This window comes from Flavobacterium cyanobacteriorum (assembly GCF_002251835.1).
GTDB classification, from domain to species: domain Bacteria; phylum Bacteroidota; class Bacteroidia; order Flavobacteriales; family Flavobacteriaceae; genus Flavobacterium; species Flavobacterium cyanobacteriorum.
Genome location: NZ_NOXV01000305.1, coordinates 12,716 through 25,155 on the forward strand (window position 1 = coordinate 12,716; position 12,440 = coordinate 25,155).

General features: G+C 44.2%; 10 protein-coding genes. 8 read left to right on the forward strand and 2 right to left on the reverse strand.

All coding sequences use genetic code 11. The features are described from left to right. The first annotated feature begins 178 nt into the window (after positions 1–178). Complete coding sequence (gene rimK, locus CHU92_RS14890; protein ID WP_094416965.1) at positions 179–1,549, forward strand: 30S ribosomal protein S6--L-glutamate ligase; 1,371 nt, start codon at positions 179–181, stop codon at positions 1,547–1,549. Continuing rightward, the gene (locus CHU92_RS14895) at positions 1,537–1,902 is read left to right on the forward strand and encodes a DUF1304 domain-containing protein (protein WP_094416967.1); all 366 of its coding nucleotides are present in this window, start codon (positions 1,537–1,539) and stop codon (positions 1,900–1,902) included. The genes rimK and CHU92_RS14895 overlap by 13 nt, the downstream gene beginning before the upstream one ends. A 173-nt stretch (positions 1,903–2,075) precedes the next feature. Here the strand turns inward: CHU92_RS14895 and hutH are convergent, their stop codons facing one another. Beyond that, complete coding sequence (gene hutH, locus CHU92_RS14900) at positions 2,076–3,584, reverse strand: histidine ammonia-lyase (RefSeq protein WP_094416969.1); 1,509 nt, start codon at positions 3,582–3,584, stop codon at positions 2,076–2,078. 71 nt (positions 3,585–3,655) lie between these two features. Continuing rightward, positions 3,656–5,149, reverse strand: coding sequence for an NAD(P)H-hydrate dehydratase (locus CHU92_RS14905; RefSeq protein ID WP_094416971.1), 1,494 nt, complete (start codon positions 5,147–5,149; stop codon positions 3,656–3,658). A gap of 296 nt (positions 5,150–5,445) precedes the next feature. Between CHU92_RS14905 and thrA the strand changes: the two genes are divergently transcribed. The 6 genes from thrA (at position 5,446) to gcvT (ending at position 12,439) form a co-directional block, all read left to right on the forward strand. Continuing rightward, a complete protein-coding gene (gene thrA, locus CHU92_RS14910) occupies positions 5,446–7,896 on the forward strand; it encodes a bifunctional aspartate kinase/homoserine dehydrogenase I (RefSeq protein WP_094416973.1) in 2,451 nt (816 codons plus the stop codon). A 1-nt stretch (position 7,897) separates the two neighbouring features. Next, positions 7,898–8,815, forward strand: a complete 918-nt coding sequence (locus CHU92_RS14915; protein WP_094416975.1) for a homoserine kinase — start codon at positions 7,898–7,900, stop codon at positions 8,813–8,815. Continuing rightward, positions 8,812–9,552, forward strand: coding sequence for a hypothetical protein (locus tag CHU92_RS14920; RefSeq protein ID WP_094416977.1), 741 nt, complete (start codon positions 8,812–8,814; stop codon positions 9,550–9,552). The genes CHU92_RS14915 and CHU92_RS14920 overlap by 4 nt, the downstream gene beginning before the upstream one ends. Before the next feature lie 3 nt (positions 9,553–9,555). Continuing rightward, the gene (thrC, locus tag CHU92_RS14925) at positions 9,556–10,842 is read left to right on the forward strand and encodes a threonine synthase (RefSeq protein WP_094416979.1); all 1,287 of its coding nucleotides are present in this window, start codon (positions 9,556–9,558) and stop codon (positions 10,840–10,842) included. 61 nt (positions 10,843–10,903) lie between these two features. Further along, positions 10,904–11,203 (forward strand): hypothetical protein, encoded by a 300-nt coding sequence (locus CHU92_RS14930; protein WP_094416981.1) that lies wholly within the window; start codon positions 10,904–10,906, stop codon positions 11,201–11,203. A 153-nt stretch (positions 11,204–11,356) separates the two neighbouring features. Continuing rightward, positions 11,357–12,439, forward strand: coding sequence for a glycine cleavage system aminomethyltransferase GcvT (gene gcvT / locus CHU92_RS14935; RefSeq protein ID WP_094416983.1), 1,083 nt, complete (start codon positions 11,357–11,359; stop codon positions 12,437–12,439). The last annotated feature ends 1 nt before the right edge of the window (position 12,440 follow it).

Genomic DNA, 12,440 nt, shown 5'->3' on the forward strand with positions numbered 1-12,440 from the left:
CAATTTTTAACGCTAAATAAAGTATTGGGCTGCCGGATTACAGTTGCCGGATTCCTGCGAAACATTGTATGAGCTGCGGGTTGCTCGCTCTTTATAAAATTTATGTAAAAATAAATCGCCATTTCTTCTTACAAATAAAAAAAGTAGTACTTTAGAATTGTTTAAACTATCAACCAAAATGCAGGAAAAAGTTATTGTAGGAAGCGAAGAATGGTGCGCGTTCCCTCAATTAGGAATACCCACAATAAAAGCACGTGTAGACTCAGGGGCCAAAACCTCTGCCCTGCATGCGGTAAATATTATGCCCTTTGAAAAAGAAGGGGAAAACTGGGTAAAATTTGACATAAACCCGATACAGAATAATACCAAAACTGTGATACACTGCCAGGCGCCGCTGGTTGATAAGCGTATTGTAAAAAGCTCAAGCGGTTTCAGGGAACAGCGATATGTAATAGCTACAGAGATACAGGTGGGCGAATCAACCTGGGAAGTTGAAGTAACACTAACTAACCGTGACTCTATGGGTTTCCGTATGCTGCTGGGCCGTGAGGCCATGAGCGGAAGGCTGCTGGTAGACCCGGAACAGAAATTCCTGCTTGGGCAGCCTACAAAGGAAAAACTTCAGGAATATTATTCAAAATCGGACGAAGGCAGGAAAGGGCTGCGCATAGGGTTGCTGGCCAGCAACCCGGAGCTTTATAGCAATAAACGTATCATGGAAGCCGGGGAACAACGGGGGCACGAAATGCATTTCCTGAACCTGAAGGACTGCTACATGAAACTGGATGCCGACACCCCGGAAATTCACTACCGCGGCGGCCGCATACTTAATGACTTTGATGCTGTAATACCACGCATACGCCCCAGTATGACTTTTTACGGGTGCGCGCTTACAAGGCATTTTGAAGCACTGAAGGTTTTTTGCCTTAATTCGGCTATGGCCATAAGCCAGTCACGCGATAAACTGTACTCATTACAGTTACTGCTCAACAGCGGGATTGACATACCCACTACAGGTTTTGCCAACTCACCGCTTGATACCAACGAACTCATAAAAATGGTAGGTGGGCCGCCGCTTATCGTTAAACTGCTGGAGGGTACGCAGGGAAAAGGTGTGGTACTCGCCGAAACTAAAAAAGCGGCCGAGAGTGTTATTAATGCCTTTAAAAGCCTGAATGCCAATATACTGGTGCAGGAATTTATAAAGGAAGCCAATGGTAAGGACCTGAGGCTTTTTGTAATAGACGGCAAAGTAGTTGCCGCCATACAGCGTGAAGCATTGCCGGGCGAATTCAGGGCCAACATACACCTGGGTGGTACTGCATCTGTTATTAAAGCCACGGCAGAGGAAAAGAAAATCGCTATAAAAGCAGCTAAGGCCATGAACCTTAAAGTTGCCGGTGTTGATATTATCCGTTCTTCTAAAGGGCCGTTACTGCTTGAGGTGAATTCATCTCCGGGCCTTGAAGGTATTGAAGGTGCTACCAATAAGGATATAGCAGGCGAAATGATAAAAGCTATTGAAAAGAACTTTAAATGGAAATTATAGGGAAAATACTTGTAGCGCTTGTAGCCCTCATACATGTTTATGTTCTATGGCTGGAAATGTTTGCATGGACTACACGTGCACGAAAAGTATTCCGCAACTTTCCTGAAGATATGTTTGCCAAAACCAAGGCCATGGCGGCAAACCAGGGTTTGTATAACGGTTTCCTGGCGGCAGGGCTTATCTGGTCATTGTTTATAACAGAGGCTGAATGGGGCGCTAATACAGCCATGTTTTTCCTGGCGTGTGTATGTGTAGCGGGTGTTTATGGTGCGGCAACAGTGCAAAAGAAAATTTTTTATGTACAGGCAGTACCGGCGTTATTGGGAATAGCAGCAGTATATTTTAATTTTTAGCATAGCCTGACACATTATTTATTTAAAATGCTGTACTAAAACAGTATTAGGACGTAATAGCTCAAGATTTTTTTGCTGAAGTCTTCAACCTCATTGTTCCGGCGCAGCCTGCCAGTTTCTTTTATCTTGGTGAGCACAACTTTTTCGGGATTAAGAAATTAAACAGGAAAAGGCTATTCAAACACACTCTCGTCGAGCTGCAGGTTTTGAAGGAAAGCAACGGTGTTTTCGATATCATAATGCAGTATCCTGTCTTCACCCACCAGTGGCACTTCCTCACGATACGATTTTACAAAAGATTCTAAAAACCCGCTTGATTTTAGTGGGCGGCGGTATTCCAGCGCCTGTGATGCGTTCATAAGCTCAATGGCAAGTATGCGCTCCAGGTTTTCCACAATTTTTAGCGCTTTTGTAGCGGCATTGGCACCCATGCTCACGTGGTCTTCCTGCCCGTTGCTTGAAACAATACTGTCTATACTGGCAGGGGTGGCAAGCTGTTTGTTCTGGCTCACTATGCTTGCTGCCGTGTATTGCGGTATCATGAAGCCCGAGTTAAGCCCCGGGTTCGAAACGAGGAACGGCGGGAGGCCGCGGAGGCCTGATATAAGCTGGTAAGTACGCCTTTCCGATATGCTGCCAAGTTCGGCCAAAGCCATACCCAAAAAATCAAGCGTTAGTGCCAGCGGCTGTCCGTGAAAATTGCCTCCTGAAAGTATCTGGTCACTTTCGGTAAATATATTAGGGTTATCTGTAACCGAATTTATCTCTGTCCTGAACACCTTTTTTACATATTCAATAGTATCTTTACTGGCGCCGTGTACCTGTGGTATGCAACGGAAAGAATACGGGTCCTGCACATGTTTTTTTGGCTGTATTATTATTTCACTGTCTTCAAGCAGTTCGTTAAAGCGCCTTGCCGTAACAATCTGCCCCTTGTGTGGGCGCACCATGTGTATCAGCTCACTGAATGGCTCTATACGGCCATCAAAACCTTCAAGCGACAGAGCCCCGATAACATCGGCCAGATAACTTAGCTTCACAGATTTCAGCAGTACATAAACACCATAGGCACTCATAAATTGTGTGCCGTTCAGCAATGCAAGCCCTTCTTTAGATTGTAATGCGATGGGCTGCCACCCCATTTTGTCAAGCACTTTTTGTGCAGGCTGGCGGAAACCGTCCCTATATACTTCCCCTTCACTGAGTAACGGCAATGACAGGTGTGCCAGCGGGGCAAGGTCGCCCGATGCGCCAAGTGAGCCCTGGGTATATACCACAGGCAGTATATCATAGTTATAAAAATCAATAAGCCTTTCCACTGTTTCGAGTTGCACCCCCGAATAGCCATAGCTCAGGGACTGTATCTTCAGCAGGAGCATTATCTTCACAATATCAGCAGGAACTTCGTCTCCTGTGCCGCAGGCGTGGGAGCGTACAAGGTTTTCCTGTAGCTTTGTAAGGTTTTCATTAGATATTTTTACATTATATAAAGAGCCGAAACCTGTGTTTATACCATAAATAGGATCATCATGCGACTTCATTTTTTCATCAAGGTATATACGGCACCGCTCTATACTTGCCCGTGCTTCTTCTGACAGTTCCAGTGTAAGGCCCTGTGAAATAATAGTGTTAACTGTTTCCAGGGAAAGAAGCTCAGAGCTTATATAATGTATGGTTTCCATAGTGGTGTGGTTTGAGGGGTCAAAATTCACAAAACCATAATTAAAAAACAAGGTTTTTAGGAGAAATCATTTTACTGGCAGCTGCTTTCTGCCTGCAGGTAGGCCCTGCCCAGGTAATGCAGTATTGATGATGCCGTAAAAGCCTGTGTACCTGTTTCGGCAACGCCTATATCAGCAGAAAGGCCATGCAGGTATACCCCGAAAACAGCCGCATCGGCAGGAGTGTACTGCTGTGCAATAAGCCCTGTGATAAGCCCTGCCAGCACATCGCCGCTGCCCCCTGTAGCCAGTGCCGCGTTGCCCGTGCTGTTTACATATACAGCATCGCCATTTACTACAAGTGTGCGGGCATCTTTGGCTACAATAATAACAGAATGCTTTTTTGAAAATGCTTTAAGCTTGTCTATTTTATCGAAATCATCATTCCAGGTGCCCATAAGGCGTTCCAGTTCTTTAGGGTGTGGCGTTATTACAGATTTTGGCGGCAAAAGCTCAAGCCACTGCAGATTTTCGGAAAGTATGTTTAGCGCATCGGCATCAACAACCATGGGAATCTTATTATCAAACAAAAAGTTATGCAGTGCCTGCTGTGTCTCTTCATCGGTACCCATACCCGGGCCAATAGCTATTGCTGCCGGCTTCAGTGCAAAAGCAATTTCCTGCAGGTGTGTTTCGCCGTTGGTAAGCACCATGGCTTCAGGGAAGGATGCCTGTAAGGGCACATAGCCACATTGGGGCACTAAAGCCGTTACCAGGCCGCAGCCCGAGGTGAGCGCTGCCCTCGCTGCAAGATGGACTGCCCCGGTTTTGCCGTAGCTGCCACCGATTACAAGCACATGCCCCCGGGTACCTTTATGTGCATAGTAAGGTACAGGCCTGTAAAGCCTGTAGGCCTCAAACTTGTCGGTAAAATAGTAGCCGGTAACTGTATCATTAATAAAATCTTTATCAAGGCCTATATCAATAATATGCATTTTATTAATATACCTGTAATTACCGGGAAGGAAAAAAGCCAGCTTAGGGAACTGGAAGGTAAGCACCTCATCAGCTTTTACGGCAAAACCTGTAGGCCTGTCAAGAAAAAGCCCCGAAGGCACATCTACTGAAACCACATAGGCGCCGCTATTATTTATCTTCTCTATAATACCTTTATATTCACCGGCCGGCTCCCGTGTAAGGCCGGTGCCGAAAAGGGCATCAACCACTACAGCTTTCCCTTTGCCGTAGGATGAAATCTCTGTAGTAGTGTTATAGGGTATGCCTTCCCTGTTTATTTTTTCAAGATTGGCGGCAAAATCAGGTGAAGGTGTATTTTCACCTGCAATGGTAAGGTGCAGCGTGTATTTGTCATTGCGCAGCAGCCGGGCAATTACCAGCCCGTCTCCCCCATTGTTGCCTTTACCGCAAAAAACATGAAAAACAGTCTCTTTATCGGGAAACCGGTTTTTCAGCCATAAATAAACCTCGTTCCCGACGCGTTCCATAAGGCCTCCGGAACTTATGCCCTGGCGTATAATTGTTAATCTGTCAGCTTCACGTATCTGGGCGGCATTAAAAATTTTCATACTTCAAAATTGAGCAGGCATTTATAAAAAATCCGTAAAAGTGATTCTCAGGCTTTTAGCGCTTTGTAAAATTATTACATTTGTTACGATATGTATTACAAAAGCAACAAACATTTAACTCAGTTTTATACAAGCATGGCCACGTTGCCGTGCAATGTTGCCTTTGCCCTTGCTTCTACAACTGCTACAACAACTACTACCCCGTTAGGGGTATAATCATTTACATATCAGCCAATAAAGGGATTATTTAATAATAATCAAAAAATAGTTGTTGTATAACCAATCCAGTTACTATCATGCACATAATCAAATTTGGCGGCACTTCGGTTGCCAACCCGCAAAATATACTGCAATGCATAAGCATAATTAAAAATAAAATCAATAACGGCCGTGTGGCGGTGGTAGTTTCCGCGCTTGGTGGAATAACCGACCTGCTACTAAGTGCGGCACTTGATGCCTCGGCTAAAAAATTAAATTACAAAGAACTATATAACGAAATAGAAGTACGGCATGTTGACGCAGTTGCCGGCCTGATTCCTGAAAAGAACCAGCCTGAATCGCTGCAAAATGTAAAGCAGGAACTGGAGCATTTGCAAACCCTGCTTGACGGCTGTTACCTGCTTGGTGAGCTTTCTGAACGCACAAAAGACCTTATCCTTTCTTTTGGCGAGGTGCTTTCCTCCTACATTATGGCTGAAGCCCTAAAAGTACAGGGGGAGGACTGCCGGCTTGCCGACTGCCGGGAACTCATAAGGACCAATAACCGGTTTGGCCGCGCCATTGTAAATTTTGAGATAACCAACCTGCATATTCAGCATTTCTTTGACAAGAACAGGAATACTGTTATAGTACTGCCGGGGTTCATAGCGCAGTCAGAAGACGGTCATGTTACCACACTGGGGCGGGGAGGATCTGATTATACCGCGGCTATTGTTGCTGCTGCGCTCGATGTGCCGCACCTTGAAATATGGACTGACGTAAGTGGCATTTATACCGCTAACCCCAAGCTGGTAAAACAGGCCAGGAGCATAAGCCATATTACTTTTGAGGAAGCTATGGAGCTGTCTCATTTCGGGGCAAAAGTATTGTATCCACCTACTATCCAGCCTATTATTAATAAAAATATTACGCTTACCATAAAAAATACCTTTGAGCCGGAGGCACCGGGCAGTATCATTACAAGGCAGGTGCCGGAAGAGAGCCGCAACCCCATTAAAGGCATCAGTAATATTGACGGTATAACACTTATTACGCTCGAAGGGCCGGGTATGGTGGGTGTATCGGGTTTTTCAAAACGCCTGTTCGAGGTTATTTCCAAAGAAAGCATCAATGTTATCTTCATAACACAGGCATCTTCTGAGCATTCTATATGCTTTGGCATTTCTGATGCAGAAGCGCCAAAAGCAAAAGCGGCTATAGATGTGGAGTTTTTATTTGAGATACGCCAGCAAAAAATAAAGCCTGCCATAGCAGAGAACGGGCTTTCAATTATAGCCGTAGTAGGCGAAAACATGAAGAACCACCAGGGGCTCAGCGGCAGGATGTTCAGTACCCTGGGGCGCAATAACATCAATATAAGGGCTATTGCACAGGGTGCAAGTGAGCGTAATATTTCAGCCGTAATAGCAAGCAGGGACGTTAAGAAAGCGCTGAACAGCCTGCATGAGGAATTTTTTGAGGAAAGTACTGTACAGCTCAACCTGTTTGTAATGGGTATTGGCAATGTGGGCGATAAATTCCTGGAACAGGTGCAGCAGCAACGTAAATACCTTAAAGAGCACCTCAACATCAATGTAAGGGTTATAGGGCTCGCCAATTCACGTAAAATGTATTTTGATGAGTATGGCATTGCCCTGAAAGACAGGAAGGCGCTCCTTGAAAATGGTGAACCATCAACACATACCGGATTTATAGGGGCTATAAAACGCTTTAACCTGCGTAACAGCATATTTATTGATAATACTGCCAGCAACGAAGTAGCCATGACCTATGGCAGCTACCTGAAACAAAGCATAGCCGTGGTAACCTGTAACAAGGTGGCCTGCTCATCAGCTTACAGCCACTATAGTGAACTAAAAAGCCTGTCAAGGCAGTATAGCGCGCCCTTCCTTTTTGAAACCAATGTAGGTGCCGGCCTGCCAATAATCGATACGCTGAAGAATCTTGTTGCTTCCGGCGACAGGATACGTAAAATACAGGCGGTGCTTTCCGGCAGCCTTAACTTTATTTTTAATAACTTTAATGAATCGGTTTCTTTCCATGATGTAGTGAAACAGGCGCAGGAAGAAGGCTATACAGAACCCGATCCTAAGATAGACCTGAGCGGAGTTGACGTAAAACGAAAACTGGTAATACTAATCCGCGAAAGCGGATACAAAATGGAAATTGAAGATATTGAAAACCGCTCATTCCTGCCCCAAAAATGCCTTGATACGCAAACCGTTGAGGATTTCTTCAGGTCACTGCAGGACAATGCAACGCATTTTGGGGATCTTTATGCCCGGGCAAAAAGTAAAGGGTGCAGGCTGAAGTTTGTAGCTACTTTTGAAGAAGGCAACGCGCATGTAGGGCTGGAATTTATACCACAGGAGCACCCCTTTTATAACCTGGAGGGCAAAGATAATATTGTGCTGTTTTACACCGACAGGTACGCAGATCAGCCGCTTATAATTAAAGGTGCCGGTGCCGGTGCGGCAGTAACAGCTTCGGGCATTTTTGCAGATGTAATACGTATTGGCAATAAATAGTATGGAAGTAAAGATTTTTTGCCCGGCCACTGTTGCCAACGTTTCCTGCGGGTTTGATGTGCTGGGCCTTTGCCTTGACACAGCAGGCGACGAAATGCTGGTGGAACGTACCATGCAGCCGGGCGTAAGGATAAAAGAAATTACAGGTGCAAACCTGCCGCTTGACACAGCGCAGAATGTAGCGGGTGTGGCCGCGACAGCACTGGTGGAAAAACTCCATCCGCCCTATGGATTTGACATTACCATACACAAAAAAATAAAAGCAGGGAGCGGACTGGGCAGCAGTGCAGCCAGTGCAGCCGGAGCGGTATTCGCTGTAAATCATTTGGTGGGGAATCCGCTCACGCCTAAGGAACTGGTGCATTATGCCATGCAGGGTGAAAAACTTGCCAGCGGCGCTGCCCATGCCGATAACGTAGCCCCTGCCCTTTTAGGCGGATTTACACTGGTACGGAGTTATGAGCCACTGGATATTATAGAAATCCCGGCTCCCGAAAACCTGTATGTTGCCATTATACATCCGCATATTGAGGTAAGGACGAAAGATGCACGGGCAGTGCTGAAAGACAGAATTGACTTTAAAAAAGCCGTTATACAAACAGCTAACCTGGCAGGGCTTATCAGCGGTCTTTACACAGCTGATTTTGACCTTATAGGGCGCTCGCTCCACGATGTGCTGGTAGAGCCGCTCAGGGCGCATCTTATACCACATTTCAGTTTTATAAAGAAAGCCGCGCTTGATGCCGGCGCGCTGGGTGCCGGTATATCAGGCTCGGGGCCATCTGTTTTTGCGCTGGCTAAAGGTAACGAAGCCGCAGGGAAAGCCGCAGGCGCTATGGCACAGGTACTGGAAGGCACTGGCATTGATTATGAGATACATGTTTCTAACATAAATCCCGTAGGGATAAAAATAGTATGAAAAGAACACTATTAAAAATTATAACAATTGTTTTTATCGTACTATTCGCTTTTATATATATTTGGCTTGAAAGCTTTTACTATACGGATTTAACTTGTGGATGTAGCTCGGCATGCTCAAGTTTTTATATATCTAAAACTGATAAAATTATTGGTTATATTATAATTTTTTTATCCGTCATTGTTATTACTGTCAGCCTTTGGAAGTTCCGCAAAATTTCTCGTTGGTGGTCTATTTTAGGATTACTTCTACTAGGCACTGCAATATATGGTAATAGTTTGATGTTTTTTAACCCAAATATATGCGGTTCATCTCTTAATGAATCGTACTTGTACTTCTTTAGTAATAAGATTGGTGATTGGGCAAAAACTGATTCAGAACACATTAACATGGACAGCCTGAAATTGCGAAAGCTTGATGGTAAATTTTTAGGATATTATTATCTAAATAATGATTTAATTATTTACAGGATTGGTAAAAAGCCAATAACTCTTCATACAAATTTTTTATTTTGGAATATTTGTAAACAAGAAATTACAAAACATATATCTTATGGATTAGATTCTTACCATCTGCCTGATAATAGTGAAGAAATGACAATACTTTTAGGTGGACAAGATATGCCTATTCAAGCCTTTATGCAGGAAGTAAACTACAATAACTTTAGTAAGGGGTTGAAGTACCAAAAACTTTTAAAGTTTGATGACGGAACAACACGCCTTTATATTTACAGATAACTCATGAAATACTACAGCTTAAACAACCATAACAGCAAAGCTTCCTTCAAAGAAGCTGCGGTTACAGGCATTGCACCTGATAAAGGCCTTTATTTCCCTGAAACAATTCCGCAGCTTGAATCAGGATTTATAAACAATATTGAAGACTACAGCAACACTGAAATTGCCGTTAAAGCCATTACACCCTTCATCGGGGACGAGATACCCCCGGATAAACTGCGGGAAATTGTGGAGGAAACCCTGGCTTTCAGTTTCCCACTGGTACAGGTAGATGAGGATGTATATGCGCTTGAGCTTTTCCATGGCCCTACCCTTGCTTTTAAAGATGTAGGCGCAAGGTTTATGTCGCGCTGCCTCCGTTATTTTTTACAGGACGATAAGAAGGAAGTAACCGTTTTGGTAGCCACTTCGGGTGATACGGGAGGGGCGGTCGCCAGTGGTTTCCTTGGGGTTGAAGGTATAAAGGTTGTGATATTATACCCCTCAGGCAAAGTAAGCGATGTTCAGGAACGCCAGCTCACAACGCTTGGGCAGAACATAACAGCACTTGAGGTAAGCGGCACTTTTGACGATTGCCAGGACATGGTAAAGCAGGCTTTTCTTGATGATGAGCTGAAAGGGCTGAACCTTACTTCGGCCAATTCCATAAATATTGCCCGCTGGCTGCCGCAAATGTTCTACTACTTTTTTGCGTATAAAGAACTCCGAAAAAACGGCAGGCCTTTAGTAGTATCAGTGCCAAGCGGCAATTTCGGGAATATCTGCGCCGGTATGATGGCAAAAAAAATGGGACTGCCCATCATGCATTTTATTGCCGCCACCAATGCCAATGATACCGTTCCCCGGTATATGGAATCGCGCCGGTATGTCCCCATGCCTGCTGTTGAAACACTTTCAAATGCCATGGACGTAAGCAACCCCAGTAATTTTGTACGCATATTGGAGCTTTTTGGCCCTGAAAGCCTTTCACAGGAATTGTCGTCCTATAGTTTCACGGATGAAGAAACCCTGAAAACCATTGCACAGCTGCACAAAAACCACCACTACCTGCCTGACCCGCACGGTGCGGTAGGGTACCTTGGCCTGAAGAAGTTCATGAAAACCAATCCCGGTGTTACAGGCGTGTTTTTAGAAACTGCACATCCTGTAAAGTTTGGCGAAAGTATTACAGGCAATTTCGGGATTAAAATTGCGCTGCCCGGGCAGATTAAAACCTTAATGTACCTGGAAAAAAAGAAAATTCAAATAGAAAATTATGAAGGTTTGAAAAAAGTTTTAGCCAAAATATAACCTGTAACATTTGCATATACAGGATTTTTTATCCTATATTTAAAATCTTAAATAAATGTTAATGGAAAATTCTACGCAAACTTTAGACTCAGACAAGGCCCATGCACTTGCTGCCAACATGATTGTTAACCAGAATAAAAACAATTATGAAGTAAAACAGGCATTAATGCTTCAAGGGCTTTCTGAAGCTGATGCTGCCATTGTTGTTGATAATGTTGAAATAATGATAGACGATGCCCAGAAGGCTAAGGCAAGAAAAGATATGTTATGGGGCGCGGTATGGTGTATAGGTGGTACAATAATAACTATAGCTACCTATTCAGCAGCCAGTGGCGGAGGCCGTTATGTAGTGGCCTGGTGAGCCATTTTATTTGGAGGTGTCCAGTTCATAAGAGGACTGATAAACTGGACAAAATAGCCTTTCTCTATAAATAAATCATAATCTTTTAACATACAGATTCTACAATGCTGAATTTTCAATAATTTAGCATTATCTAACATTTCCTGACCAATAATGAAAAATACTGCGCTTACGCACATTCATGAACAACTTGGGGCCAAGATGGTTCCTTTTGCGGGTTTTAACATGCCCGTTCAGTATGAGGGGGTTAATATTGAGCACGAAACCGTGAGGAACGGTGTAGGTGTTTTTGATGTTTCCCATATGGGTGAATTCCTGCTATCAGGCCCTAATGCACTGGAGCTGATACAGAAAGTAACCACAAATGATGCTTCTGTACTTACCGTGGGCAGGGCTCAATATTCGTGCCTGCCAAATGAAAACGGCGGCATTGTAGATGACCTTATCGTCTATAAAATCAAGGAAGACCAGTATTTACTGGTAGTTAACGCGTCAAACATTGAAAAAGACTGGAACTGGATTTCCTCTAAAAATGATATGGGAGTAGATATGCGCAACATATCAGACGAGTATTCCCTGCTTGCCATACAGGGCCCAAAGGCTGTTGAGGCCATGCAGCCTTTAACGTCTGTTGACCTGTCTGCCATTAAATATTATCATTTTGAGGTAGCTGATTTTGCGGGTATTGAGCATGTTATTATTTCCGCTACGGGATATACCGGCAGTGGCGGATTTGAAATATACGCTAAAAATACCGAAATTGAGCAGATATGGAACCGCGTATTTGAAGCCGGGGCTGCTTTTGGAATAAAACCAATAGGCCTTGCTGCCCGCGATACACTTCGCCTTGAAATGGGCTTTTGCCTGTACGGCAACGACATAAATGACAGCACGTCGCCGCTTGAGGCAGGACTGGGCTGGATAACTAAATTCAATAAGGAATTTGTAAACGCTGAAGCGCTTAAAAAGCAGAAAGAAGAAGGCGTACAGCGAAAGCTGGTAGGCTTTGAATTAACAGAAAGAGGCATTCCGCGCCACGATTATGAAATTGTGGATAAAGACGGCAACATTATTGGCATTGTAACATCAGGCACCATGTCGCCTTCCCTTAACAAAGGTATCGGCCTGGGGTATGTACCGGCAGGGTTTGCCACTCCTGATAGTGAAATATTTATCCGGATACGAAATAAAGATATCCCTGCGAAAGTTGTAAAACTGCCTTTTTACAAAAAATAAC

Bases quoted from the DNA above. Each gene is read 5' to 3' on its own strand.
- CHU92_RS14895 (WP_094416967.1), top strand. From the start codon at position 1,537: ATGGAAATTATAGGGAAAATACTTGTAGCGCTTGTAGCCCTCATACAT.
- gcvT (WP_094416983.1), top strand. From the start codon at position 11,357: ATGAAAAATACTGCGCTTACGCACATTCATGAACAACTTGGGGCCAAG.
- hutH (WP_094416969.1), bottom strand. From the start codon at position 3,584: ATGGAAACCATACATTATATAAGCTCTGAGCTTCTTTCCCTGGAAACA.
- thrA (WP_094416973.1), top strand. From the start codon at position 5,446: ATGCACATAATCAAATTTGGCGGCACTTCGGTTGCCAACCCGCAAAAT.
- CHU92_RS14930 (WP_094416981.1), top strand. From the start codon at position 10,904: ATGGAAAATTCTACGCAAACTTTAGACTCAGACAAGGCCCATGCACTT.
- CHU92_RS14915 (WP_094416975.1), top strand. From the start codon at position 7,898: ATGGAAGTAAAGATTTTTTGCCCGGCCACTGTTGCCAACGTTTCCTGC.
- CHU92_RS14905 (WP_094416971.1), bottom strand. From the start codon at position 5,149: ATGAAAATTTTTAATGCCGCCCAGATACGTGAAGCTGACAGATTAACA.
- CHU92_RS14920 (WP_094416977.1), top strand. From the start codon at position 8,812: ATGAAAAGAACACTATTAAAAATTATAACAATTGTTTTTATCGTACTA.
- thrC (WP_094416979.1), top strand. From the start codon at position 9,556: ATGAAATACTACAGCTTAAACAACCATAACAGCAAAGCTTCCTTCAAA.
- rimK (WP_094416965.1), top strand. From the start codon at position 179: ATGCAGGAAAAAGTTATTGTAGGAAGCGAAGAATGGTGCGCGTTCCCT.